Source organism: Pseudoalteromonas luteoviolacea, from assembly GCF_001750165.1.
Lineage (GTDB): Bacteria > Pseudomonadota > Gammaproteobacteria > Enterobacterales > Alteromonadaceae > Pseudoalteromonas > Pseudoalteromonas luteoviolacea_G.
Map to the genome: position 1 here is coordinate 610,358 of NZ_CP015411.1, position 25,199 is coordinate 635,556.

The following is a 25,199-nucleotide window of genomic DNA, read 5'->3' on the forward strand; positions in this document are numbered from 1 at the left end:
ATGTCAAATCTGTTTATAAATAACTATCTACAGCGGCTTGGCCAAATCCAATAAGCTGATCATCTTTAAATACTAATGGTGTGCACTCATCTTTGGTAATTTGACCATCAGAGTGTTTTCTGTTTGTGGCAAAATAAAGCACTTGATAGGTATGGCCGTTTTTAGAGACCGCTTCATTAAAATCAGGTGTGCCAAACTTACTGGTCACTGCTTTATAGCTTGTGCCAAGCTCAAGTTTACTGATTTTTTCTCTGTTTTCTTGGTGAGTGCTTGTCCAACTGCTGTGGTGGCGTACTTCTCCATCAGAGACTGCCACAATACAACCAGACAATAATGTAGTGCTTAAAAGCGCAGTAGCAACGAGTAGTTTCTTCATTCTGTTATCCTCATGACCCGATGGTTAGGGTAACCATCAAGTTTAATTATATTTTTTACTTGGTTTAACTCTGCAATTGCTTTGCCAATTTTTTGTTTTTTAAAATCAGTGAGTTATGATTTTTAGAATTTGAGGTAGTACGCTTTATCACTAAAAAGTAATAATAATGAAGAAAATGTAGTGAATAAAGCCACAGTGTTGATCTGTGGCCTTATTTAGGAAAGTATTTATGTGTTATACGACGCGGTTATGCTGTCTGCCGTTCAGATAACTGGTGATATTGTCTGCGATACCCTGAATTAAACGAGTGATAGACTCATAACTTGCCCAAGCTGTGTGTGGTGTTAGCATTAAATTGTCACCTTTATAAGTGACAAGCGGATTATCACTTGTGGCCGGCTCAATGGATAGTACGTCAACGCCTGCAGCTGCGATTTGCTTGGTTGCAAGAGCATCAGCCAAAGCTTGCTCATTCACAATGCCGCCACGTGCTGTATTAATTAAAATGGCATGCTTAGGTAAAAGCGCCAGTGTATGCGCGTTAAACAGGTTTTCGGTTTGTGGTGTCAGTGGGCAATGTATGGAGACGATATCTGCGATTTGCATTGCCTCTTCGAAAGCTACTCGCCCGCTGCGTGTTGCCTTGCTGTTGGGGCGCTCTGCAATAATGACCTTGGCACCGAATGCCTCTGCGACTTTCGCGGTTGCTTGACCGAGGTTACCATACCCGACAATCACAAACTTTTTATCTGCAATATCATTAATACTGTAGTCTAGACGACAAAACATCGGACTTTTCTGCCAAGCACCTTGCTGTGTGTCTGCCGCGTATCTATGTATATTACTCATCAAATTACCAAGCAATGTAAACGTGTGTTGCACGACAGAAGGTGTAGAGTAGCCAGCGACATTAGTAACAGCAATGCCTGCATCTTTTGCTGCGACTAAGTCGATATTATTGGTGCCCGTCGCTGCGACACAAATTAGCTTCAACTCTGTGGCGGTAGCAAAGTGCACAGCTGATAACTGTACTTTATTCGAAATAACAATATTGGCCTGCTGAATACGGCTGTCGACTTCATTGGGCGTCGTGTGTTCGTAGGTGGTCACTGTCCCAAAAGCATGAAGTGGAGAAAGGTCGACGCCAGCTAAGGTCGCGGCATCTAAAACAACAATATTCATATTTTTATCTCGTTATTGACTTTGGAGTAAACTCCAAGGTTTATACTCAGTATTAGTGATGAATTTGACGAAACGGTGATGATAGATTTTAGGGTCTTTTTTAATGCGGAAAATTAAAAATATCTTATTCACAACACCATTTGCAGAGTTCATTTGTGTTCGTTCAGCAAATTTGCGAAAGCCAGTGTATCACTTTTAGTGTTTATATTTTACCTAATATGGTTGTGGGTAAATATGATGGTATACAGATTGGTTGAAGGGTTTGTACTATTGGGTGGAAAGCAATGACAATGTTTCGAATCGGACAGCTTGCCAAGCTTCTAGAAGTGTCTACCGATACATTAAGGTACTATGAGCAGCAGGGAATATTGGCGGCGAGTGAAAGAAGTGCTGCGGGATATCGTCTATATGATAAACAAGCGGTAGAAAGAATGCGCTTTATTGTGAGAGCAAAGGAAGTTGGGTTCAATCTCAAAGATATTCAAGAATTATTAAGTATTAAAATTGAAAAGCAAATGCACAGCTGTGAAGAGGTTAAGATACTCACGCTGCAAAAACGAGATTGGGTTAGAGAGAAGATAGCAGAGTTGAGCATGTTTGAACGTTCATTAACATTATTAGCCGATCAATGTTGTGGTGGTGATGAACCAGCAAATACATGCTCAATTTTGACTGCATTGGAGGATTTAGATGACACTCATCAGTAATTTTTGGCAGTTATTTGTCATTTCAGCACCTTGGTTAATGTTAGGGTTATTGTTGGCTGGGCTGTTGAATGTGTTTATTCCTAAAGACTTTTTACAGCGTCACTTAGGTAAAGAAGGGTTGTGGACCACCATAAAAGCGGCGCTCATTGGTGCGCCGATGCCACTGTGTTCTTGTGGTGTCATTCCGGCTGCGATAGGACTGAGACGAGCAGGAGGATCTAAAAGTGCCACTACCGCATTTTTGGTGTCGACACCTGAAACTGGCGTAGATTCTATTTCGGTATCTTATGCGTTACTTGGACCATTTATGGCCATTATCAGGCCCATCGCTGCAGTCACCAGTGCAATTACGGCAGGGTTGTTAGTGGGACGAGAGCATCAGGTTGAGGCTGATAAAGGCATATCAGAAAATGCGCCTACTAATCATGCTACGTGTTGTAGTAAAGCGCCTCCAGTGCCTGCGTCAACATGTGCTACAAAGTCTGAGGCGCCAAATGAGAAAAGCACTGCTTGTTGTAGTACAGAATCAGTTGTTGCCAAGGCGACATCATCTTCATGCGGTGGTTCAGAGCAGGTGATGCAAGCTAATAAACAAGATGCCCCAGCACTTGCAAGCGAACAGTCGAGCTGTTGTGCATCTGACAATAAAAAAGAAAAACCAGAAGTAAGCACTTGCTGCGCTTCAAATGCCTCTAGTCAGAGCCGCCTTACAAACAAGCTTTGGCAGGCACTTAAATTTAGTTGTAACAAGCTGTTATCTGATACTATGGTTTGGCTTTTAATTGGTATATTCTTCGCTGCATTAGTCCAAACATTTGTGCCAACCGCGTTTCTAGCACAGTGGGGAGATGGCATTTTGGCCATGATAGTGGTTATTTTGATCAGTATTCCTATGTACATTTGTGCTACTGCCTCAACACCGATAGCTGCGGGTTTACTCTTAGCAGGAGTATCACCTGGTGCGGTGCTCGTGTTTATGTTGGCAGGTCCTGCAACCAATGTGGCCACCATTGGGGTGGTTGCAAAAGAGCTGGGACGTCGCGCTGTTGCAGCCTATATCACAGCTGTGATAGGTGTCGCTATAGTGTTTGGCTTTTTAACGGATTACCTAGTCTCTCATTTTGGCTTTGAAGTGTCAGCCATGGCAGGGCATGAGCATCAAGTGTTACCAAGCTGGGTTAGTCAGCTCATGGCGCTATTGTTGGTGGTGCTAATGCTGCGCTTGTTTGCAATTGATATGAAGGAACGTTACACCACTTGGTGTGGTCAGACTTGATATTCTTAGCATCCGAATAAAGAGCGAGATAGAATGAGCCGTTTTTTTGTCACACGCCTAGATCAGTAAGAGTAATTTAGTGGATAAATACGCAGATATCAGACCATATAATGATGATGAAGTGCCCGCAGCCCTAGCGAGGTTATTGGCCGATGAGCAGTTTTTAGATGTAATTGCTGAGCATAACTTACCAAAGTGGCTGGCAGCCTTCTCTGCCATCAGCAGGCCTTTGGTAAAAGCAAAATTAAAGTCTAAATGGAAAACGGTCAATAATGTAGAGGCCGTACAAAATGAGGTGGCGCAATATCTGTCTATGCTGGTTGAGCGTACGACATCGAAAGTCACGTATTCAGGACTAGAACGTTTAGACAAAGATGCCGCGTATTTGTTTATTTCAAATCACCGAGATATTGTACTCGATCCTGCGTTAGTGAACTGGGGCCTACACCAAAACAATTTGCCAACGGTGCGTATTGCCATTGGTGATAACTTGTTGCAAGTGCCTTACATTACAGAGCTCATGCGTTTAAATAAGAGCTTTATTGTGAAGCGTTCAGCAAAAGCGCCAAAAGAAATGCTCAAAGCGTTATCTCAGCTATCTGGCTATATTTATGATTCACTGCAATCAGGTAATTCAATTTGGATTGCCCAAAAAGAAGGCCGAGCAAAAGACGGCATTGATTATACCGATCCTGCGCTGTTGAAAATGTTGCAGTTACAAGGTCGACGTTTGAAAGAGCCTTTTGCTGATTATGTTCGTAAACTCAAAGTAGTCCCCGTTTCGATCTCTTATCAATATGAACCATGTGCGTTAGCTAAAGCAAAAGAGCTTTACCATAAACAGCAATTTGGTGAATATCAAAAAGAGGAAGGGGAAGACATCAAGAGTATTATTGATGGTTTTAGTGCAGACAAAGGGAATGTACATGTCGCGTTTGGTACGCCGATCGAAGATGATTTTGAAACCCCTGAGGAGCTGGCGCAGATCATCGATAAGCAGATCATTGATAATTACTATCTGCATTCAAGTAATTACCTCGCAGCGGGTGATAAAACAAACAGCAGCACCGAAGAAACTGCACGTTTCAATCAAAGTATTGAAACATTGCCAAATGAGCTAAAAGAGTTTGTTTTGTCTATGTATGCACAGCCTGTGAAGCGCAAATCGACAATTTAAGAGATAACTAAACAGCATATATAATAAGCCCATAGGACTGTGTTCTGTGGGTTTTTTATTATTCTAAATTGGGTAAACGCAAAGGGTAAGTAGATTACTTTGATAGTATGGTAGGTGTCCCCGGCTGCGTGGATGCGGATATAAGTCCTTGAACCCTAAGGTTCAAGGCGGAAAGCAACAACCCACCGTAGGCTTCTCGGTACATGCCAAGCTTGCGCAAAAGTGGATAAACTGCATTCCTAAAAAAAGTTTATCGGCTCAGGGACATAATCCACGGTCCAGCGAGCTAGGGAACAACTTTAGTATATAAGACAACATCGAATGCTTAAACCTTAAAATGAAAAAATCTTGCTTATTTACCGGCAAATCCATCTTCTGAGCATTGTCTGTGCAGGTTTTGCTTTTTTTCCATACAGGCAAGAACCTAATGTTGCTTGTCGGGTAAATTACTAGTGCTTCTGACCCCCCTCAATTGCGGGGTTTTTTCCTACAGAATAAGACAATGCATTGTAGTTGCTATACTTCGAGTGGTAGCATTAACCTTATCAAGTGAATGAGAATTAAGCCTTATGATCGAATTAAAAGATTACCAACAAGCCCAGTTATTACTCGAAAAACACGGCATCTTTGTCGCACCGGCAGAAGTGCATGGCACCATCAGCGGTATTTTAGCCTGTGGATTGAGTATTGATGATAAAGAATACCTAGGTTTACTCAGCGACGTATTCAACGATGGCCAAGCATTTGGCGTTGAACTTAAAGACTTTTTAGCTGAGTTATACAAGCTTGTGGTAGAGCGCTTTAATGATCCTGAACACACCTTTGAAGTGTACTTACCAAATGATGATGAAGCCCTTATTGATCAAGCTAATGCCTTAGTATCTTGGGTATCTGGGTTTTTACTTGGATTTGGCTTAAAGCAAAAAGATTACGGCAAGCTGTCAGCTGATGTAAAAGAAGTGATCAGCGACTTCAGCGAGATCACTCGCCTTGATACGCATTTCGATGATACAGAGGAAGACCAGCAAGCATTTCATGAAGTGGTCGAGTATATTCGAGTTTCTGCGCTATTATGCTTTGCGGAGATGGGCCGAGAGCAAGGAAATGGCGCGACATCAAAAACAGTGCATTAATTATGATAAAAAATGAAGAGTTTGTAGCACGTCGCGCGCGACTACTAAACAACCTAGATAATAACTCAGTGGCCATTATTCCGGCGGCGGCTGAAATTACACGTAGTCGTGATACCGAGTTTCCATTTCGCCAAGACAGTGACTTCTTTTACTTAACCGGCTTTAAAGAGCCGGATGCGGTACTGGTGCTGAGCAAAGATAAAGCAGGTAAGGGGCTGAGCACCTTGTTTTGTCGTAACAAAGATAAGTTGGCTGAAATTTGGCACGGTAGACGTGTCGGTTTTGAGCAAGCGAAAACCTTGTTTGCCATGGATGATACTCATGCACTGACAGAGCTTGATGATGAGCTGCTAAATTTAGTGAATGGCACCGCGACACTGTATTTTGGCCAAGGTACTTATCCAGATTTTGATGATAAAGTGTGGCGTTTACTGAGCACGCTGCGCGGCGCACCTAAAAAAGGGTATAGAGCCCCTGAGACCATTAAAGATATTCGTCCGCTCGTACATGAAATGCGTTTGTTTAAATCCGCAGACGAAATCGCTGTAATGCGCAAAGCCGCAAAGATCAGTGCACAAGCGCATATTCGCGCGATGCAGTTTGCCAAGGCAGACGCCACTGAGTATCAATTAGAAGCTGAAATTCATCACCACTACGCGATGAATGGAGCGAGATACCCAGCGTATGGCACCATTGTTGGCTCAGGCAATAACGCCAACATATTACACTACACCGAAAACAGCGACATATTAACGCAGGGCGATTTGATCTTGATCGACTCAGGCTGTGAATTGGAAGGGTATGCTGCGGATATTACACGTACTTTTCCTGTCAGCGGACAGTTTAGTGAAGCACAGACAGAGATTTATAATCTGGTATTAAAATCTCAGTTGGCTGCATTTGAAGAAGTGAAGCCCGGCGGCACGCTGGTTAAAGCCAATAAGCAGGTTGTGCGTGTATTAACAGAAGGCTTGATTGAGCTTGGCATTCTCTCTGGCACTTTAGAAGAGCTAATAGAAACACAAGCGTGCAAGGCATTTTATATGCACGGAGTGGGCCACTGGCTTGGTTTAGACGTACATGATGTCGGTGAATATAAACTGGATGAGGCAGACAGACCGTTTGAGGCGGGCATGGTGTTGACTATAGAGCCGGGTTTATATTTTGACGAAGATGCTGAAGTACCAGAAAAATACAAAGGCATTGGTGTGCGCATTGAGGATGATTTACTGATCACTCAAGATGGCCATGAAAACTTAACTGTTGATGTGCCAAAATCTATCGCTGAGATTGAAGCACTGATGCAAAAAGCCTAACTGCAAGATTTGGGAGTATCAGGCTTGCAACAATTCGACGTCCTTATCGTCGGCGGTGGCATGGCGGGTGCCACTGCTGCCGTCAGTATAAAAAAACAAATCCCCAATTGCCGTATTGCGGTGGTGGAAGCGTTTGCCCCAAAGGCACACAGCCACCCGAGCTTTGACGATCGCAGCATCGCGCTGGCTGAGCAATCGGTTGATTACTTGAGCAAATTGAATCTGTTCAATAAAACATGGCCTTTTAGCGAACGGATCTCGCAAGTTAATGTCTCTGATAGAGGGCACTTTGGTAAAGCGTCCATCACGCCAGAGGAATATCAAGTCGATGCGCTAGGCTATGTCGTGGAGGTAAACCCATACGGACAGTTTTTGCATCAGCAATTACAAAGCCAAGATATCACCTTGTTTTGCCCTGCTAAGGTACAATCACTAACGCAGCACACCGAACATGTTGAAGTTGAACTCGATGCGGAGCAATCACCTGTTTTGCAAGCAAAACTCTTGGTGATAGCCGATGGTGCGCACTCGCCTACGCGGAATTTATTAAATTTAGAATTTGATAGTTTCCCTTATGAGCAAGGGGCATTAATTGCCAATGTAAAAGTGTCACCGGGTCATCAAGGACAAGCGTTTGAGCGTTTTACATCACAAGGACCCATTGCACTGTTGCCTATGAGTGACGACCGCTTCTCAGTTGCATGGTGCATGAACAAAGGTGCATTGGAAGAGGTACTCGCACTTGATGACACCGCCTTTCTAGCAAGATTGCAGCAAGAGTTTGGCTATCGAGGTGGTGTGTTTGAAGCTGTCGGAAAGCGCAGTCGCTATCCCTTAGTACACGGACGGATCTCCAGTGTTGTGCATCACCGCGTAGTGGTCATTGGTAATGCCGCGCACGCCATTCACCCCATCGCTGGGCAAGGCTTCAACTTGGGCATGCGTGACATTCAATGTCTAGTATCGCAACTACAGGCCTCGGACATTGTAACATGGGGCAATCATGCATTTACGCAGGCGTATAAGGTTGCCAGAGATCACGATATTGGTCGGGTGATGACGCTCACCGATGGTTTGGTACGGCTCTTTTCCAATGAGTCGCGCAGTGTGGCGTTTGGACGCAGCTGCGGTTTGATGATGATCAGTCTTTTCCCTACTTTAAAAGCACCATTGGCCAGACAGCTAATGGGTCGAGTGCAATAAAAGGAGCTCTCATGCAGCAAGTGCAAGTATGTATTGTTGGCGGTGGCTGTGTCGGTTTAACGTTGGCACTTGGGTTAGCACAACAAGATATATCGGTGATGGTGCTAGATGCGGGTAATGCCCCGAAGCCTATGGCTGAGGACTACAGTATGCGCGTTAGCGCAATTAGTTTGGCCAGTCAGCAGTTATTTGAATCACTCGATGTATGGCAGGATATTTTTGCCAGCCGCGCTACGCCTTATACCGCGATGGATGTCAGAGATGCAGATAGTTTTGGTAAAATCGCCTTTGATGCGCAGTCTTTGCAGCTGCCACAACTTGGTCATATCATCGAAAACGATGGGATCCGCTACGCGCTCTACAATAAATTGCAGACCTTTGACCATGTCACTTTGGCGTTTGATAGCCGTTATCAGACCATTCATCAAACTGAAACGGATGTGTTGATAACGATGGACTCAGGCATGCCCGTGATGAGTAAATTGCTGGTGGCAGCAGATGGTGCGAACTCAGGTGTACGCAGGTTATTTGATATGCCGTTGAGCTTTTGGGATTACGATCACCATGCCATTGTGGCGACAGTAAAAACGGATTGCACGCATCAGAGTACTGCACGTCAGGTCTTTTTACCAACGGGTCCATTGGCGTTTTTGCCACTGGCTGAAGCGCATATGCATTCTATTGTGTGGTCTACCTCGCCTGAGCATGCTGAGCAGTTAATGGCGCAAAGTCCCAGTGAGTTTAATAAATCTTTATCTGCAGCCATCGATATGCAATGTGGATTGTGTGAAGTGCAAAGTGAGCGAGCGGTATTTCCGCTGACCATGCGCTATGCCCAGCAGTGGCTTAAAGGCCGTGTGGTGTTAATGGGCGACGCAGCACACACCATTCATCCACTGGCAGGGCTTGGCATGAATTTAGGTTTAAAAGATGCCGCGCACTTGATTAAAGCACTCGGTGAGCAAAGCCAAGAGTTCGCCGTACATAAAGTGCTGCGAGAATATGAGCGCGCGCGTAAGCTTGATGCGCAAAAGCACATCGCCATGATGCAGGGCTTAAAAGATTTATTTGAGGGCGCACACCCAGCTAAAAAACTGATCCGCGGCTTAGGGTTGAGCCTAGTGGATAACCTAGGCCCAATAAAAAGCTTATTTGTAAAGCAAGCGGTCGGGCACTAGCGTTACGCTAAACGTAGCGCGATAAACTCAGCGAGTTTGTTCACCGCATGGGCAGACTCCTGAGTATTTTTAATTAAGCTAATCCCAATCTCCCCAAGTTTTGGCAGCTCTGGAGTATGTTCTTGATAGGTCAGCTCTCCAGGTACGGTATTTTTTGCCAGCACAGTGATCCCTAAGCCCTCTTTGAGTGCAGCGGTTAATCCGGTTAAATCGGCATTGCTGTAGACGATGCGAAAAGAACGCCCGCTTTGCTGTAGCGCTTCGATGGCACGGCGACGGTAAATACAGCCCTCCGGTGCAGCCACTAACGTGATGACTTCTTTTTTTGCGAGGTTTAAGTCACCGACCCAGACCAGTTGGTCACGCATAAAGATTGGGTGACTAACAGACTCAAGCTCTTCATTGAGTGCCAATACCAAGTCAAATTGATCTTGCCTTGATACTGAAAGTAAATGCTTACTTAGTCTGGACTTTACCTCTAACGCTACATCAGGGTAAAGAGAGACAAAGTCACCAATAATAGCGGGCAGAATGCGTGCGGCAAATTCACTGGGGATCCCAAGGCGTATACGTCCTGTGACACTTTCAGACGTAAACTGCTGTAAAATAGCATCATTGTATTGCAGCATTTGTTTGGCTTGGGGCAGTAGTAGCTCGCCATATTGATTGAGCACTTGGCGCTGACCCTGCTTTTTAAACAGCTTACAGCCAAGCAAGTCTTCTAAGCGGCGGATCTGTAAACTCACCGCGGGTTGCGATAAGCCCAGTAGTTCGCCTGCTTTGGCAAAACCTCCGACCTCTACAACCGTGACGAGTGTCCGTAGGCCATCAATTGATAAGTTCTTCATATTTAAAAAAGCTATTTATAAAACTCGAATACATTAATATTATTTATCAATTGATAAATAATTACAATTTGTTGTTGCCATTCACCCCCCCTATACTTTTGCCTATCTTCATTTCACTAAGGTGGTTGTATGACGTTTTCTCCAATAATTTTTGCCAAGCATCGTCAAGGGACGGTACCTGCTGCAAATGCCTACAGAGCATTGGCCGGTCAGGTGGTATTGGATTTTAGTGGCTTTGAAACAACTCCTTTTCTTAATCAAGAGCTTGACATTAACTTAAACAAGTTAATTGCACCGGGTTTAGGCATTCAAGGGTCGTTTGCAAATGGCCATCGTTATGCAGTTTATTACTTTAGTGAAACCGCTTATCGCTTCATTTTGGACCAAGACGCAGCACATACATTGCAAGCGCTGGTTGACCAACATGAGCAGGACTATGACATCGAATTGATGCGCCGTGATGATTTGGCCATTGCACAACTCAGTGGTGCGGCAGCATTTGAGTCATTGTTAACCCATTTTTCGCTCACACCGGGCTTAGGTATTTCTGATCTGCAGGCTTGCTATGGCAAGCAAAGTGGCGATGTATTCATCACCACGCTATTGCAAGACGGTGTGCAGCAGCATCAACTCATCGCGCAGCCAGAGCCACTATCACTATGGCAAAAGAAGTTAAGCGATGCAGGTTTTTGCATTAACTAATTCCGTGCATTTGAGCTGATTATCAGCTCATGATTAACCCCATCGAGACTATGTGCTCGATTATATGTGAGCAACTTAACTTGCTTACATAAACCAAAAAAGTGAAGGACAAGTATGACTTCTAAAACAGTACTACATGCTAAGCACCTAGAAGCTGGCGCTAAAATGGTTGATTTCCACGGTTGGGAAATGCCAATCAACTATGGCTCACAAATCGAAGAGCACCACGCAGTGCGTCAAGATGCAGGTATGTTCGACGTATCTCACATGACCATTGTTGATGTAAAAGGTGCTGACGCACAGGCGTTTTTACGCAAGCTAGTGGCAAACGATGTTGCTAAGCTAACGGTTGCAGGTAAAGCGCTTTACACAGGCATGTTGAATGAGCAAGGCGGCGTAATTGACGACCTTATCATCTACTTCTTCACAGAAACAGATTATCGTTTAGTTGTTAACTCAGCAACGCGCGAAAAAGATCTTGCGCACATCGGCGCAGTCGCGGCTGATTTTGACGTGACAGTGACTGAGCGTCCAGAGTACGCGATGATTGCCGTTCAAGGTCCAAATGCAAAAGAAAAAACAGCAACTATCTTAAACGACGAGCAGCGTGCTGCTGTTGAAGGTATGAAGCCATTCTTTGGTGCGCAAGCTGGAAAACTATTTATTGCAACAACAGGTTACACTGGCGAAGCTGGCTACGAGATTGTTGTGCATAACGACGATGCTGCTGAGCTTTGGCAGCAACTGCTAGACGCGGGCGTGCGTCCGGCTGGCTTAGGTGCACGTGATACGCTACGTTTAGAAGCAGGCATGAACTTGTACGGCTCTGATATGGATGAAACTGTATCTCCACTGGCTGCTAACATGGCTTGGACCATTGCTTGGGAACCAGAAGATCGTGACTTCATCGGTCGTAAAGTGGTTGAGCAACAACGTGCTGACAAGAGCACTGATAAGCTAGTTGGCTTGGTGCTTGAGAGCAAAGGCGTTTTACGCGGTGGCTCTAAAGTTATCGTAGAAGGTGGCGAAGGTGTTATCACTTCTGGTACATTCTCTCCGACTTTAGGTTTCAGCGTAGCATTGGCACGTGTACCTCGTTCAACTGGGGAAACGGCACAAGTTGAAATGCGCAAAAAGCTGGTAGACGTTAAAGTAGTGAAGCCTTGCTTCGTACGCAACGGTCAGTCAGTGATCTAAAATCATTGTAACGAGTAGAATAATGGGCGGTTGCCCAATTAAAACGACCAAAGGAACAAAAAATGAGCAACATTCCTAGCGAGTTAAAATACGCATCTTCACACGAATGGGTTCGCGCTGAAGGCGACGGTGTATTCACTGTAGGTATTACTGAGCATGCACAAGAACTTCTAGGCGACATGGTATTTGTTGACCTACCTGACGTGGATGACGAAGTAGATGCTGGCGAAGATTGTGCAGTTGCTGAGTCTGTAAAAGCGGCTTCTGATATCTACGCACCAATCACTGGTACTATCGTTGAAATCAACGAAGAGCTAGAAGACTCTCCTGAGTCTGTAAACAACGACCCATACGGTGACGGTTGGTTATTCAAAGTGAAGGCGTCTGACGAGTCTGAGCTTGAAAACCTACTTGACGCTGAAGGTTATTCAAATTCAATCGACGAAGACTAATTCGTTGAATGACTAAAAGCCCCATTTTTTGGGGCTTTTGTTGTTAAATCAAACCGCTTTGGTTTGGTTTACTCTCAAAGCATTATTTGTGACTGCGTTACCAAGGCCTTTGTCTGGCAACATTGCTAGGCATCAATGCAGGAACACCCATTTTATTTGGATCATAGGAATCTGGACTAATGTCAAACGCCAAATCTCTTGAACAGTTAGAGCAAAAGCAAGACTTTATTCGTCGCCATATCGGCCCGAATGCCGCACAAGTAAGCGAAATGCTTGCTGAGCTTGGAGTATCAAGTGTTGAAGAGCTGATCGGTCAAACGGTACCTGACTCTATTCGTTTAGAAACAGGTCTTAAGATTGGTGAAAGCCGTACAGAAGTTGAAACGCTGAGCTACCTAAAGTCAGTAGCTGGTCAAAACAAAGTATTTAAATCATACATTGGCCAAGGTTATCACCCAACACACGTACCTAATGTCATTTTACGTAATGTGTTAGAAAACCCAGGTTGGTACACAGCGTATACGCCTTACCAGCCAGAGATCGCACAGGGGCGTTTGGAGTCTCTTCTTAACTTCCAAACTCTAACTATGGATGTCACAGGCCTAGACTTGGCAAGTGCATCTTTGCTTGATGAGTCTACCGCAGCGGCAGAGGCAATGGCCCTATCTAAGCGTGTAGCAAAAGCGAAAAAAGCAAATACTTTCTTCATTGCAGATGACGTACACACTCAAACGATTGACGTAGTCAGCACACGTGCTGAACAGTTTGGTTTTGACGTAGTTGTCGCACCTGCAAGCGATGTGGTAAATCACGAAATCTTCGGTGCACTATTCCAGTACCCGTCAACATCAGGTGAAGTGGTTGATGTCACTGACCTAATCGCACAAGTACAAGACAAAAAAGCGATTGCCTGTGTTGCTGCAGACATCATGAGCTTAATGCTATTAAAAGCCCCAGGTAAACTAGGCGCAGATGTGGTACTTGGTTCAGCACAGCGCTTTGGTGTACCTATGGGTTACGGTGGCCCACACGCAGCCTTCTTCGCAACACGCGACAAGTACAAGCGTTCACTACCTGGTCGTATCATTGGTGTTTCTAAAGACCGTTTAGGTAACGATGCACTGCGTATGGCGATGCAGACGCGTGAGCAGCACATCCGTCGTGAAAAAGCGAACTCAAACATTTGTACAGCGCAGGTATTGCTGGCTAACATGGCTGCATTCTACGCGGTGTACCACGGTCCTCAAGGTCTTAAAACTATTGCACAGCGCATCAACCGCTTTGCAAGCATCTTGGCGACTGGCCTTAAGTCAAAAGGCGTTGCACTGAAGCACGACACTTGGTTTGATACCATCACAGTTGTGGCTGAAGATGCAGACAAAAACGCAGTCGTTGCACGTGCTGTTGCAAATGAAGTGAACTTTGCAATTAACCACGCAGGCGAGTACTCAATTGCACTGAATGAGACAACGACACGCGCTGACATCACAGAATTATTTGACATCATCCTTGGCGAAGGCCACGGTCTTGATGTGGCTGCGCTTGACGCAGAGGTTGCGGCAAACGACATCACAGGTATCCCAGCAAGCTTGGTACGTGATGACGAGATCCTAACCCATCCAAACTTTAATGAGTATCACAGCGAAACTGAAATGCTGCGTTACATCAAGCGTTTAGAGAACAAAGATTTAGCATTGAACCACTCAATGATCTCTTTGGGCTCTTGTACTATGAAGCTAAACGCGACAGCGGAGATGATCCCAGTAACCTGGCCTGAATTCGCTGAGCTTCACCCATTCTGTCCACTTGAGCAAGCACAAGGTTATCAAACGATGATGACTGAGCTGCACGACTGGCTTGTAGATATCACAGGCTACGATGCAGTATCACTACAGCCAAACTCAGGTGCACAAGGCGAGTACGCGGGTCTTATCGCGATTCGTAAATACCATGAATCACGTGGCGACGCGCACCGTAATGTCTGTTTGATCCCAAGCTCTGCGCACGGTACTAACCCTGCGTCAGCGCAAATGGCAAGCATGAAAGTTGTGGTTGTTGGCTGTGATGACAAAGGTAACATCGACCTTGACGACTTACGTGCGAAAGCAGAAGAAGTGTCTGAGAACCTATCTTGTATCATGGTTACTTACCCGTCTACACACGGTGTATACGAAGAGACTATCCGTGAAGTATGTGACATCGTTCACCAGCATGGCGGTCAAGTATACATGGACGGCGCGAACATGAACGCGCAAGTAGGTGTGACAAGCCCTGGCTTCATCGGCTCTGACGTATCGCACTTAAACCTACACAAAACATTCTGTATCCCACACGGTGGTGGCGGTCCTGGTGTTGGTCCTATCGGTGTTAAATCGCACCTTGCCCCATTTATGCCTAACCACAGCGTTATCAATGTTGCGGGCACAACAGAAGGCAACGGCGCGGTATCTGCTGCACCTTACGGCTCAGCGGCGATTTTACCTATCTCATGGGCATACATCGCGATGATGGGCAGCGAAGGTCTTAAGCAAGCGACTGAAATTGCGATTGTTAACGCGAACTACCTAACGGCGAAACTAGCGGACCACTACCCAGTGCTATATCGCGGCCGTAACGACCGTGTTGCGCACGAGTGTATCGTTGACTTACGTCCACTTAAAGATGCATCTGGCATCACTGAAATGGATGTAGCTAAGCGTCTTATGGACTACGGTTTCCACGCACCAACGATGTCATTCCCAGTTGCAGGCACGTTAATGATTGAGCCTACTGAGTCTGAGTCTAAGGTTGAAATCGACCGCTTTATCGAAGCGATGATTTCAATCCGTAAAGAGATTGCAAAGGTTGAGTCTGGCGAGTGGTCTGTAGAGAACAACCCACTTGTATTTGCTCCGCACACACAAGCTGACGTATTAGGAAACGAGTGGGAGCGTGCATATGACCGTTTCTATGCTGCATTCCCTGTACCTGCTGTTGCAAAAGACAAGTTCTGGCCAACGGTAACCCGTATCGATGACGTATACGGTGACCGTAACCTGATCTGTTCATGTCCAGCTGTTGAGACATATGCAGAGTAATTGATATCTGATTGTCGGGAGAAATCCTGACATGGATTTTAATTTGAAAACCGCCTTAAGAGATTAAGGCGGTTTTTTTGTGGGCGGGTTTTGGGGTTCTTATTTTCACAATCCTGACGGAGGTTAGGATCCATTTTGCAGAGATGCTGGATTCAGGTGCAATCTTGCCCTTGTCATCCTGACGAAGGTCAGGATCCATTTTGCAGAGATGCTGGATTCAGGTGCAATCTTGCCCTTGCCATCCTGACGAACGTCAGGACTCATTTTGCGGAGATGCTGGGTTCAGCTGCAATCTCGCCTTCGTCATCCTGACGAACGTCAGGACCTATTTTTCTGTGCTGTTAGTTTTAATCATGCATTTGTTGGTAATAGCAACCTCCAACTATACATTTTGTCGCGTTGGCGACGACAACCAAGGGGCGGCTGACGCTGGCCTCTCGGGTGCGACCTTCGTCTTGGAACCCCTCGGCGCCCCGTTATCACGCTGTTTCTTCAAATAATCAATTGATGTGAACGTAACCGCCACTCTGGCACATCCATGTGCCAGAGTGGCTTGGCTCGCATCCATGCGAGCACATTACTCATCAATTGCTTATTTTCAGGCGTGATAGAAGAGGGAGTGGGCGTTGTCTGTAGATTTTTTTGCTTTAGTTGGGATATAGATGATTCTTACCTTGATGAGATGCTCTAGGTTTCAACTGCAATCTGCCCCTCGTCATCCTGACGAAGGTCAGGATCCATTTTGCAGAGATGCTGGGTTCAGGTGCAATCTCGCCCTCGTCATCCTGACGGAGGTCAGGATCCATTTTGCAGAGATGCTGGGTTCAGGTGCAATCTTACCCTCGTGACCCTGACGAACGTCAGGATCCATGTGTGCAAGTGCAATCAGTTTAACAACAGCTTATATGTCGACAGCAGCCTCCAATTAAACATTTTGTCGCGTTGGCGACGACAACCAAGGGGCGGCTGACGCCGGCCTCCCCTTGGAACCCCTCGGCGCCCTAACTATCACGCTGTTTCTTCAAATAATCAATTGATGTGAACGTAACCGCCACGAAGGCTCATCCATGTGCCAGCGTGGCTTGGCTCGCATCCATGCGAGCGCATTACTCATCAATTGCTTATTTTCAGGCGTGATAGAAGGGGGAGTGGAGTAGTCTGTAGGTTTGTTTGCTTGGGTTGGGATATAGATGATTCTTACCCTAATTAGATGCTCTAGGTTTCAACTGCAATCTGCCCCTCGTCATCCTAACGAATGTCAGGATCCATATTTATTATAGCTATCAGTTTAAGAGCAGTTTGAGTGTTAACAGAAGCCTTTGAACAAAAGGGCTAGAATATTCTAACCCCTTCAAAACTACTCGATGCCAATTAAAATGACAAAGCCCGAAAACACATATGGTGAATATTTGAATGAGGTCATTAAGCTTAAACCACATTATTGACCAACAACGCTGACCTCATAGATTTGTGCTTACCTAACTCCTTTATCAACTTGTGTGTGCAAGTCGAAGAAATTATCAAAGTTCATTTTAGCATCCATGACTACTTTAAATACGCCAGGTCTTTCTCTTGTCAGAATCTGGCCTTTCCATTTTTTATTAAAGTATGTGTTGATTGTGCTCTTCTTCCAACCCGTAAGGCTTTCCAAAGTCGCGATTTGAAGTTCTTTACCAAGGTTGGAAGAGAATAAGTTGAATGCTTTTTTTACTTTGACAATATCTGCCATAAACTACTCCTGTAGGTTGATTTTTAAAGGAATAGCTCTACTGCAAAATGAGCTTACTAATATATAAGGGTGGTTAAAAAATAATACAAGAGTAGTTGTTTAAAATTTTTCCTAATTATTTTGGATTAAGAAAAAACAGATGGAGTTTGTAGTCAGATCGCTGCGCAGACATGGCGGCGGGGTAGATAGTTTGAGTAAATGAAGCATCATTTACAATGATGCCTTTAATTTAAGGTTGAGAAATAATTACCTAACCTTAACGATTGCCTGAACTTTTGGTTTTGCTGGTCTGTAAGGACCACCTCCGCTAATCTGTTTGCAGTCTTTTTGGTTTAATAGAGTTTGCATTCCTTACCTCTCTTAATAGTTGAACATTTGGTTTAACTTTCATTCATTTACTTTGAACAGCTTCAAATTATCTAAGCACTATTCTTGTGCCTACTTTATTGTAACATCGTAAAGAATATAAGCCCTAAGCATCGCAGAGTTCAGATTGATCTATTTCCTCTATCATCACCCAATATAGTCTTTAAATAACACCCCACATACTCACCCACTCACTCTGATCCCATCACCCCCCATTTAATGTATCATCTTGGTATCAACCATTTAGCACAGCTATTCATGTCAAAATTAACTGCGAAGCAGAACATCAATGCAATCGTGACGGCGATAAAAGCTGAAGAGGCAGCGCTTAGGGCGCGTTACCCTATTCTTAAATGGCAAAACGGTATTGCCATAGTCATTTTGCTGTTGTCATTGTGTGCATTCATGGGCGTTGCGACGCTGTATTATGTTGCGGCAATACCGGCGTGGGTGTGCATTATTTTAGTGGCTTTGATCACCTCCATTGCTCATGAGCTTGAGCATGATTTGCTCCACAAGCAGTATTTTAGCCAGCGCCCGTTTGTACATAATTTTATGATGTTAAGTGTGTGGCTGATACGGCCAAACACGGTGAACCCTTGGTATCGCAGGAAGATACATCTGCACCATCATAAAGTGTCTGGTACTTCGCAGGACTTAGAAGAGCGTTTGGTGGGCAATGGCATTCAATCGCCTTTTTTACGGGCTGTGGTTATCCTCGATGCCCTGTTAGGGCTGCTTATAAATTCAAAGCGCTTTAGTAAAGAAATTCGTGGCTTTAAGTTTTTTCGAGTCTTTAATGCTGGCGCGCCGTTAGCAATTGCTTACTTTGGGGTTTTGTATGGGATGCTAGCTTATTATACGCTGCAATTTGTGATGTCATTCACCTTGCCAGCATGGGGAGTAGAGCTAGTGGCGGTGGCTGAGTTTTTAATGGTGGTACTGATATTACCGAATATGCTCCGCTCAGCATCACTGAACCTGCTCACTTCTTCTATGCATTATTATGGTGGTGTGACAAATGTATTGGAGCAAACCCATGTGATCACCAGCCGCTGGTTTTTACCGTTTCAATTATTTTGTTTTGATTTTGGTCGCACACATACCATTCATCATTTTGTGCCAAACCAGCCCTTTTATATTCGACAAGTGATCAGTCAAAAAATACGTCCAGTGATGGCAAAACATGGCGTTCGCTTTGATGATTTACACAGTTTAAGGCATGCAAATAGGTATTTGGAGAAGGGAGAGTGAGGGGGCTGAGATTGGTCGCTGCAATTAGGCTGTGGTTAAAATAGCTCATTTCACCTTGCGCAAAAGTAATCTTGCTCCGCACAAGACCGTTTAAAGTAGTAAGTGTGGCTAAAATGGCTCATTTCACCTTGCGCAAAGAGAATGTCCTCGCTGCGCTCGCAGTCATTAACCCTTTGCACGTATTCATCTTGCGGCTGGTACGATGAGTTGCTACTCTCGAATTAAATAATCATAATTTGAGGCAAGATCATGCAGGAGTTTTTCGAAAAGTTTGCAATTAACACGAAAATTAATGTGGTTTGGGGTGAAATGGATGCGTTGGGGCATGTGAATAACGTGTCGTATTTCCGTTATTTTGAAACCGCGCGGATTGATTTTTTAAAGCAAACCGGGTTGCTCTCTATTTTATCTGAGCCCAGTCATAGTCCTGTTCTACGTGATACCTACGCGCAATACAAACGACCTGTTACTTTCCCTGACACTCTTTATATTGGCTCATACATTACTGACATCAAAGAAGACCGTTTTACTATGCGCTATGAGGCATTTAGTGAGTCGCAGCAAGTAGTCTGCACTACGGGGTATGCCACTGTGGTGATGTTTAATATGAAAACAGGGCAAAAAGCGGCCATTCCAGATGATATGCTCGCGATTTTGAAGCAATACGAGATGTGAACAAAGGGGCCTGACGCCCTTTATAGGTTATGCATTCATAATTTGTCATACTGACGCAGATCAGGATCTTTGTTTTTAAGGTTTACTTTTCTCTCTACCACTAATTTAATAATCACTACTAACTTAATAATTATCCTAGTAATTTATTGTTTGATTGTTAATAATGCGGAGTCCACAGGGTACTTCCTGCCTTTTTGATAAGTCATATACGATAAAAATAATGATTACTTATGCACTATTATTTTGAAAAGTATTATTTTGATGATGATACTTTTACGCTCTACCACAACGATAAGCCGATAGATTTAAAAAGTAATGAAGCTAAGTTATTAGCTTTATTTATTAAAAATAAAGATAAAATTCTAAGTAAAGACAGGATCCTCGATGAGGTTTGGGGCGAACAGGTTGTTTCTGAACAGGTTGTTTTTCAAAATATTAGTCATCTTCGCCGTGTTTTTGGAAATGATGCGATAACAACATTTTCTAAAAAGGGTTACGTGTGGCAGTTGTCATTTGAGCCCAAGGAACTGAAAAGTGAGGAAAAAGCCCCAGTTCAGTTAATGAATAAATGGTATACATCGTCATATTATCTTTATTCTGTTATTACGTTGCTCTTAGTTATTATTTTTGTTTTGTTTTTTGGATTTTCTTCTGACGATTCTCTTTCTAATAAGCAATCGAAAGGTCAGGTTTACGTTATTCCCTTTTCATTTTCAGATGCTTTGGATGAGTTACAAGTTGATCGTATTGACACTTTGCTCACTCGCAATAAGGCTTTTCAAAGCGATGATCGTGATTTAGCTACTATAGATACAGACGCTGTATTTCGCTATTCGGATAAGGTTAGAGAGCAGGCCCAGATCAAGAATACAGCAATATTACTATCCGGGTATGTATCGCAATTAGATGAGCAAATGGTGGTTGAATATAAGTTGCTGGGTGCAGAGCGTGAGTGGCACGGTTATATTTTTGCAAAAAATGAAGCGTTAATGACGAATGCTCTTGATAAAACCATTGTTAATGTACAAAAATCGGGATACCTCAATGAGCCCAACTCAGCATTATTGGCGGCAAAACTACAATTGCTTTTAGAGCACCAACCAGATGATTTATCAGTTATTTACCATTTGATAAAGCAAGAAATAACCCATCAAAACTTTGATGTTGCTAGGGCATTGATTGAAAAGCTGCTTATTGAATCCAAGCTGCAAAAAAGTTCACCCTATACTGCATTAGCTTTATACCTTAAAGGCGGCATTTTTCATCAGCAACAGGCTTACCAACATGCCGAACGATACTATAAACAAGCATTGGCATTATTAGTTGAAACGCCCTATTCAAAGGTTGCTCATAATATAGAGTTAGCCTTGGCGTGGTTGGCTTATGCGCAGCATAATACTAGCCAGCTACAACATCATATTAGTAACGCGAGTGAGCATGCGAGGCAAAGTGATGATGTATTGTCAGAGGTTAAAGCGCAAACGACGGGGTCGATTTTATCTCATAAACTAGGCGACTTGGTAAATCGTTATCAATACTTAAATACTGCTAAATCGCTGTTGATCGCGCATGAAATTGAACAAGCACACTTTGCGGTTATTCATTATCACTTGGCGTTATTTTCACCGAATAAGGTTGAAGCGGAATCTTATTTTTTAAAATTACTTGGTCTAAAAAAGCTTGCCAAATATCAGTGGATTTATGAAAGCAGTATTGAAGATTTACTGTCTTGGTATATTGAACAAAAGAGGTGGAAAGAGGCCATTGGTCTTTTCAAAACGCAGCCAGAAAGTAGCTTTAACCTTAACCAAAAAGCGAGGGTATTACGAGCACAGCAAGATTTCAGCGGAGCAATACAAGCTGCGAAGCAGGCATTTGATAGTGCGAGATTAAGCTATGAGCATAATAACGCCCTACATAGTGCTCTGTTACTTTATCAAATGAAGCCGTATATGAATGAACTTAAAGTCATTGAATATCAAAATTATATCAAAATACATGCCTCACAATTTTGGATTGAGAAACACCGTATTGAGCTGAGTGAAGTTGGGTATTTTGATGACTTAGAGGTTTACTAAGTCATCAAAATATGACGGTTTTTAATTAATTTTTGGCTGTGTTAAGTAGGGTGTGGTAGTTAACGCTTTCACCCATTTTTAGCGTTTTTATAATGAAGTTGGGTGGCGTTTGCTCTGCTGCCAACGCGAGTCTTCTAAGAGGTTCATGGACATGTTCACACCCTAAAGTCCATGTGCCATAGCCCCATGGAATAAATACCTTACAGCCTAAATCATCGGCAGCTTTTATAGCATCTTCTGGTGACATGTGTACCCGCCTTTTACTTTCATGATAGGCGACGATTGGCATCAAGCAAACGTCCATTGGGCCCATTTTTTTTCGTATATCTTTGAATACATCGCTGTAACCGGTATCACCAGCAAAATATACTTTGTATTTTCCATCATCTAGCATCCAGCTCCCCCACAAGCTGTGATCGGTATCAAACATTCCTCTAGAGGAGTTATGGTTACTTGGTAAAAAGTGCACTTGTGTTTTATTGTGTTGAGTATGAGTGTACCAGTCCATTTCGGTTATTGGCCCATTTTCGTAATCAATATCGCTGGCACTGTCCAAAGGCAAATATAATTGTGTATTTTTACTGAATTCATTAAGCGTGGTGTTACTTAAGTGATCAAAGTGGTCATGAGAGATCAGCACGCCAGATACAAAATCCAGCTCTTTAGCGTTGACAGGGGCTTCTCCTAGTCGAACAAATGAGGTGCTCAATTGCTGTCCAAGCCAACCTAAAAAGCCATCGAATTCGTGAAACACTGGATCGGTAACTAAGGCGTCATTATTCATTTGTTGGATTAAAAAGCTGGCATGGCCTAACCAAGTTAATTCACCCCTTCTATTTGGGCTAATTTTAATATTTGAATACACTAAATCATTGAAGTTGTAACCATAGCTCTTACTGTATTTATGCGAAGGGACTGGGTCTAAAAATGCTCTTTCAATCACCTTTTTTTCTTCAGGCTTAAGGAGATCTAAATCATCATTGATATGGTGGGGACCATTATCGGTAAAATGACTTGGGAATAAGTTGGTATAAGCGCCTTTTTTATTCTTTTGAAGTTCAGGGTTTTCTATGCGTTCTATTTGTGTTGTGCAACCTGTTATCAACATAAGAGAAATAACATGTGTGAGTGTTTTAAGTTTCATAAATAAGAGGCCCTGTTTTAGTTTTACAGCATCTTAAATGCCAATGTTAATTGGGTCTTATTTAAAACCTATTTTTAGCTAAATAGAAAATGGATAGAAAATTTATCCATAATAATCATATATTAACATTCATTTGGTTCTATTTTTTATTAATCAGCAAAATTGCTATACGGTAAGCACTATTGGTGAAAAGAGAGCAATGAATATAAAAATCAATTGCTTTGGTCTTTTGGGTTATAGAGAGTCATATTTAGATTTTGGTTAAAACGGCTCATTTCACCTTGCGCAAAGAGAATGTCCTTGCTGCGCTCGCAGTCATAAACTCTTTGCACGAATTAAGATGTATTTTGCACTAATGCACAGTAATCGGGTGGTCATTGACGACTAAAGATTGACCGTTCTTTTGGGCGCGCTGAAAGCTCGATATTAAAACATCATTGGACAAGGTATTGATGTCGTCAACTTCCTCAACCATACAAAATGTGATGGAGTCCCACCCTAAATTTTTAATAAAGTTTTTAAGGGTATGGATATTCTCTTCGTAGTTTTTATCGGTGGTGAGTAGACCGATAGAGTGTTTATTGCCGAGTTTGTATTTACTTTGATCTGTGGTCGAGTATTTTGCGTAGCCGCTCAAAACATACACGGTATTTGTGCTTTCATTCATGGTGGTGACATCACTCAATAGCAAGTTTGTACTTAGTAAATTTTTAATGCATTTTTCAAACCAAACTTATTAAGTTACACAAAATTGCTTTGCTAGCCTTTGAAAGTAGTAGGCAAAATATTTTTATTCGAGATAAATGCCGCCTAAGGTGTCAATTTTTTGCTGGGTATTGCGCATCTATCCCTTGTGGGAATTAACAATACCCAGTCATTAGGACCTAATTCGCTTCTTTGAGTATGCCAAGTATTGTCCAATGTCTATCAATATGTGAGCAATTTACTGTATAGATGGTATGCGCAGAGTTGATATCATGACACCGTTGCTGAGTATTTTAAGAGGCGCATACCGCTAAACTATGCATTCAGGATATGCTCTTTTTGGCTTACGTACATAGCTAATCCACCCCTGCGCTCACCTTTAAAGCGCATACCGCTTGCTTACCGCGACTGTTTTTTACCCAATTCTATCCACAGCGCTTTGTCATCAACCGGTGTTGATTGAGATAAAAACGGGTTATCTATGGTTAATATCGTTTTATTGTCCCATTTGCTCAGAGGGAATAGGTGCTGAGTCGTAGGGTGAGTTTGCATATATTTATCAAAGCTGCCATCTTTGATTGCCAGCATCAAGCCCGATTGTAAGTCATTAATAAGTTGCGTGTTATCTTTGTGGGTAAAAAAATACATAGGGAACCGATAGTGCAAAATAACCTCATCAAAGACCATTAACTTGGGCATGATTTTTTGTCGGCTTTCTACTTCCGAGAAGGCCTCGTTGATCCCTCTTGGAAAGGCTTTACATCTATCGGCATAGACTTGCTTAAACATGTTCTCATATACAACATTGGTGATCACGCTCAGGCCAGCGGCCAGCATGATGTCTGTATCAGGCCAGTGTTGCCCCTGGCACAAAGTCATATTTTTTAGCGATTTGATAGATTTGATTTGAGAAAATAACTGTTCATTATCTTGATGGATAGTAAACACGCGATATCCGAGCAGTCCTTTAATCAGGGGGATAGGCACCACGCCCAACTCAGATTCTCGTTGCTGATTGGTACCTGCCCAGTACAAGTCAATTAACCGATTAGACTGTAGTTCAAAGAGTGCTCTGTCTTGCACCATATAAGGTGAAAATTGAATCTGAATTGGTTTTTTTAGTTTATCGAAAGCCAGTTCAATGAGCCCAACATAGTAATTGTGAGTACTATCATGCTCAGACTGGCTGCCCCGAACGCGTATTGTCTCAGTGGCAATAGATGCGTAGCTTACCAGCAATAACCAAATAAGTATGAGCTTGTACATTGGTCTCTCATTGTTGTTACCCAATACTATTAGCGTAGTGCATCTTTTGAAATTACGGGGTGTTCATCTGATTATTTACTTTTGAGCACTTGCTGGTGCCTTGCTTGTGATTTTCAAAAATTACAACTAATTTTAACTATGTCGAGTTACTTTTTGGC

21 protein-coding genes and 1 other RNA gene are annotated in these 25,199 nt (G+C 43.3%); 14 read left to right on the forward strand and 8 right to left on the reverse strand.

What is annotated here, in order from left to right:
• Nucleotides 1–13 precede the first annotated feature (13 nt).
• Both S4054249_RS02515 and S4054249_RS02520 read right to left on the reverse strand, forming a co-directional pair.
• Nucleotides 14–376: a DUF3192 domain-containing protein gene (locus tag S4054249_RS02515; RefSeq protein WP_046355891.1), complete on the reverse strand. Its 363-nt coding sequence runs from the start codon at nucleotides 374–376 to the stop codon at nucleotides 14–16.
• 234 nt (nucleotides 377–610) lie between these two features.
• Complete coding sequence (locus tag S4054249_RS02520) at nucleotides 611–1,558, reverse strand: D-2-hydroxyacid dehydrogenase (RefSeq protein ID WP_046355892.1); 948 nt, start codon at nucleotides 1,556–1,558, stop codon at nucleotides 611–613.
• Nucleotides 1,559–1,848: 290 nt separating this feature from the next.
• On the opposite strand from S4054249_RS02520, the gene zntR reads away from it, so the two are divergent.
• The 3 genes from zntR to S4054249_RS02535 all read left to right on the forward strand — a co-directional run bounded on the left by zntR (nucleotide 1,849) and on the right by S4054249_RS02535 (nucleotide 4,718).
• On the forward strand, nucleotides 1,849–2,265 hold the full coding sequence (gene zntR / locus S4054249_RS02525; protein WP_046355893.1) for a Zn(2+)-responsive transcriptional regulator: 417 nt from the start codon (nucleotides 1,849–1,851) through the stop codon (nucleotides 2,263–2,265).
• Nucleotides 2,249–3,541, forward strand: a complete 1,293-nt coding sequence (locus tag S4054249_RS02530) for an SO_0444 family Cu/Zn efflux transporter (RefSeq protein WP_046355894.1) — start codon at nucleotides 2,249–2,251, stop codon at nucleotides 3,539–3,541. The genes zntR and S4054249_RS02530 overlap by 17 nt, the downstream gene beginning before the upstream one ends.
• A 79-nt stretch (nucleotides 3,542–3,620) precedes the next feature.
• On the forward strand, nucleotides 3,621–4,718 hold the full coding sequence (locus S4054249_RS02535; RefSeq protein ID WP_046355895.1) for a 1-acyl-sn-glycerol-3-phosphate acyltransferase: 1,098 nt from the start codon (nucleotides 3,621–3,623) through the stop codon (nucleotides 4,716–4,718).
• A 113-nt stretch (nucleotides 4,719–4,831) separates the two neighbouring features.
• Here S4054249_RS02535 and ssrS read toward each other — a convergent pair.
• A non-coding RNA gene (gene ssrS / locus S4054249_RS02540) (6S RNA) lies at nucleotides 4,832–5,014 on the reverse strand.
• A gap of 273 nt (nucleotides 5,015–5,287) precedes the next feature.
• On the opposite strand from ssrS, the gene S4054249_RS02545 reads away from it, so the two are divergent.
• Genes S4054249_RS02545 through S4054249_RS02560 form a run of 4 tightly spaced genes read left to right on the forward strand, consistent with a single transcriptional unit; the run spans nucleotide 5,288 to nucleotide 9,548 of the window.
• A complete protein-coding gene (locus S4054249_RS02545; protein ID WP_046355896.1) occupies nucleotides 5,288–5,851 on the forward strand; it encodes a UPF0149 family protein in 564 nt (187 codons plus the stop codon).
• A gap of 2 nt (nucleotides 5,852–5,853) precedes the next feature.
• A complete protein-coding gene (gene pepP / locus S4054249_RS02550; protein ID WP_046355897.1) occupies nucleotides 5,854–7,167 on the forward strand; it encodes a Xaa-Pro aminopeptidase in 1,314 nt (437 codons plus the stop codon).
• A 24-nt stretch (nucleotides 7,168–7,191) separates the two neighbouring features.
• Nucleotides 7,192–8,370 carry a 2-octaprenyl-6-methoxyphenyl hydroxylase gene (gene ubiH / locus S4054249_RS02555; RefSeq protein ID WP_046355898.1) on the forward strand — a complete coding sequence of 393 codons (1,179 nt, stop codon included), beginning with the start codon at nucleotides 7,192–7,194 and terminating at the stop codon, nucleotides 8,368–8,370.
• 11 nt (nucleotides 8,371–8,381) lie between these two features.
• Entirely contained in the window at nucleotides 8,382–9,548 is a 1,167-nt protein-coding gene (locus S4054249_RS02560) for an FAD-dependent monooxygenase (RefSeq protein WP_046355899.1), read from the forward strand.
• Nucleotides 9,549–9,550: 2 nt separating this feature from the next.
• Here S4054249_RS02560 and S4054249_RS02565 read toward each other — a convergent pair whose 3' ends face one another.
• Nucleotides 9,551–10,396, reverse strand: coding sequence for a LysR family transcriptional regulator (locus S4054249_RS02565; protein WP_046355900.1), 846 nt, complete (start codon nucleotides 10,394–10,396; stop codon nucleotides 9,551–9,553).
• Nucleotides 10,397–10,525: 129 nt separating this feature from the next.
• Between S4054249_RS02565 and S4054249_RS02570 the strand changes: the two genes are divergently transcribed.
• The 4 genes from S4054249_RS02570 (at nucleotide 10,526) to gcvP (ending at nucleotide 15,824) form a co-directional block, all read left to right on the forward strand.
• Nucleotides 10,526–11,098: a hypothetical protein gene (locus S4054249_RS02570; RefSeq protein WP_046355901.1), complete on the forward strand. Its 573-nt coding sequence runs from the start codon at nucleotides 10,526–10,528 to the stop codon at nucleotides 11,096–11,098.
• Between the two features lie 114 nt (nucleotides 11,099–11,212).
• On the forward strand, nucleotides 11,213–12,295 hold the full coding sequence (gene gcvT, locus S4054249_RS02575; RefSeq protein WP_046355902.1) for a glycine cleavage system aminomethyltransferase GcvT: 1,083 nt from the start codon (nucleotides 11,213–11,215) through the stop codon (nucleotides 12,293–12,295).
• A 62-nt stretch (nucleotides 12,296–12,357) separates the two neighbouring features.
• Nucleotides 12,358–12,747: a glycine cleavage system protein GcvH gene (gene gcvH, locus S4054249_RS02580; RefSeq protein ID WP_046355903.1), complete on the forward strand. Its 390-nt coding sequence runs from the start codon at nucleotides 12,358–12,360 to the stop codon at nucleotides 12,745–12,747.
• 179 nt (nucleotides 12,748–12,926) lie between these two features.
• A complete protein-coding gene (gcvP, locus tag S4054249_RS02585; RefSeq protein WP_046355904.1) occupies nucleotides 12,927–15,824 on the forward strand; it encodes an aminomethyl-transferring glycine dehydrogenase in 2,898 nt (965 codons plus the stop codon).
• 1,474 nt (nucleotides 15,825–17,298) lie between these two features.
• On the opposite strand, the gene S4054249_RS02590 is transcribed toward gcvP, so the two are convergent.
• Nucleotides 17,299–17,553, reverse strand: a complete 255-nt coding sequence (locus tag S4054249_RS02590) for a hypothetical protein (RefSeq protein WP_046356310.1) — start codon at nucleotides 17,551–17,553, stop codon at nucleotides 17,299–17,301.
• 624 nt (nucleotides 17,554–18,177) lie between these two features.
• Between S4054249_RS02590 and S4054249_RS02595 the strand changes: the two genes are divergently transcribed.
• The 3 genes from S4054249_RS02595 to S4054249_RS02605 all read left to right on the forward strand — a co-directional run bounded on the left by S4054249_RS02595 (nucleotide 18,178) and on the right by S4054249_RS02605 (nucleotide 21,926).
• Nucleotides 18,178–19,173, forward strand: coding sequence for a fatty acid desaturase (locus S4054249_RS02595; protein ID WP_046356311.1), 996 nt, complete (start codon nucleotides 18,178–18,180; stop codon nucleotides 19,171–19,173).
• 249 nt (nucleotides 19,174–19,422) lie between these two features.
• Complete coding sequence (locus S4054249_RS02600) at nucleotides 19,423–19,848, forward strand: acyl-CoA thioesterase (RefSeq protein ID WP_046356312.1); 426 nt, start codon at nucleotides 19,423–19,425, stop codon at nucleotides 19,846–19,848.
• Between the two features lie 230 nt (nucleotides 19,849–20,078).
• On the forward strand, nucleotides 20,079–21,926 hold the full coding sequence (locus tag S4054249_RS02605; RefSeq protein WP_052960977.1) for a winged helix-turn-helix domain-containing protein: 1,848 nt from the start codon (nucleotides 20,079–20,081) through the stop codon (nucleotides 21,924–21,926).
• A gap of 25 nt (nucleotides 21,927–21,951) precedes the next feature.
• On the opposite strand, the gene S4054249_RS02610 is transcribed toward S4054249_RS02605, so the two are convergent.
• From S4054249_RS02610 to S4054249_RS02620, 3 genes are all read right to left on the reverse strand, one after another.
• Nucleotides 21,952–23,070: an MBL fold metallo-hydrolase gene (locus S4054249_RS02610; RefSeq protein WP_052960978.1), complete on the reverse strand. Its 1,119-nt coding sequence runs from the start codon at nucleotides 23,068–23,070 to the stop codon at nucleotides 21,952–21,954.
• 352 nt (nucleotides 23,071–23,422) lie between these two features.
• Nucleotides 23,423–23,737: a hypothetical protein gene (locus S4054249_RS02615; RefSeq protein WP_039612040.1), complete on the reverse strand. Its 315-nt coding sequence runs from the start codon at nucleotides 23,735–23,737 to the stop codon at nucleotides 23,423–23,425.
• Nucleotides 23,738–24,174: 437 nt separating this feature from the next.
• Complete coding sequence (locus S4054249_RS02620) at nucleotides 24,175–25,041, reverse strand: hypothetical protein (RefSeq protein ID WP_046356313.1); 867 nt, start codon at nucleotides 25,039–25,041, stop codon at nucleotides 24,175–24,177.
• Between the last annotated feature and the right edge of the window lie 158 nt (nucleotides 25,042–25,199).

Excerpts from the sequence above, each read along its gene's own strand:
- S4054249_RS02515 (WP_046355891.1), bottom strand. The coding sequence starts at position 376 with ATGAAGAAACTACTCGTTGCTACTGCGCTTTTAAGCACTACATTATTG.
- S4054249_RS02520 (WP_046355892.1), bottom strand. The coding sequence starts at position 1,558 with ATGAATATTGTTGTTTTAGATGCCGCGACCTTAGCTGGCGTCGACCTT.
- zntR (WP_046355893.1), top strand. The coding sequence starts at position 1,849 with ATGTTTCGAATCGGACAGCTTGCCAAGCTTCTAGAAGTGTCTACCGAT.
- S4054249_RS02530 (WP_046355894.1), top strand. The coding sequence starts at position 2,249 with ATGACACTCATCAGTAATTTTTGGCAGTTATTTGTCATTTCAGCACCT.
- S4054249_RS02545 (WP_046355896.1), top strand. The coding sequence starts at position 5,288 with ATGATCGAATTAAAAGATTACCAACAAGCCCAGTTATTACTCGAAAAA.
- pepP (WP_046355897.1), top strand. The coding sequence starts at position 5,854 with ATGATAAAAAATGAAGAGTTTGTAGCACGTCGCGCGCGACTACTAAAC.
- S4054249_RS02560 (WP_046355899.1), top strand. The coding sequence starts at position 8,382 with ATGCAGCAAGTGCAAGTATGTATTGTTGGCGGTGGCTGTGTCGGTTTA.
- S4054249_RS02565 (WP_046355900.1), bottom strand. The coding sequence starts at position 10,396 with ATGAAGAACTTATCAATTGATGGCCTACGGACACTCGTCACGGTTGTA.
- S4054249_RS02570 (WP_046355901.1), top strand. The coding sequence starts at position 10,526 with ATGACGTTTTCTCCAATAATTTTTGCCAAGCATCGTCAAGGGACGGTA.
- gcvT (WP_046355902.1), top strand. The coding sequence starts at position 11,213 with ATGACTTCTAAAACAGTACTACATGCTAAGCACCTAGAAGCTGGCGCT.
- gcvH (WP_046355903.1), top strand. The coding sequence starts at position 12,358 with ATGAGCAACATTCCTAGCGAGTTAAAATACGCATCTTCACACGAATGG.
- gcvP (WP_046355904.1), top strand. The coding sequence starts at position 12,927 with ATGTCAAACGCCAAATCTCTTGAACAGTTAGAGCAAAAGCAAGACTTT.
- S4054249_RS02590 (WP_046356310.1), bottom strand. The coding sequence starts at position 17,553 with ATGGCAGATATTGTCAAAGTAAAAAAAGCATTCAACTTATTCTCTTCC.
- S4054249_RS02595 (WP_046356311.1), top strand. The coding sequence starts at position 18,178 with ATGTCAAAATTAACTGCGAAGCAGAACATCAATGCAATCGTGACGGCG.
- S4054249_RS02600 (WP_046356312.1), top strand. The coding sequence starts at position 19,423 with ATGCAGGAGTTTTTCGAAAAGTTTGCAATTAACACGAAAATTAATGTG.
- S4054249_RS02605 (WP_052960977.1), top strand. The coding sequence starts at position 20,079 with ATGCACTATTATTTTGAAAAGTATTATTTTGATGATGATACTTTTACG.
- S4054249_RS02610 (WP_052960978.1), bottom strand. The coding sequence starts at position 23,070 with ATGAAACTTAAAACACTCACACATGTTATTTCTCTTATGTTGATAACA.
- S4054249_RS02615 (WP_039612040.1), bottom strand. The coding sequence starts at position 23,737 with ATGAATGAAAGCACAAATACCGTGTATGTTTTGAGCGGCTACGCAAAA.
- S4054249_RS02620 (WP_046356313.1), bottom strand. The coding sequence starts at position 25,041 with ATGTACAAGCTCATACTTATTTGGTTATTGCTGGTAAGCTACGCATCT.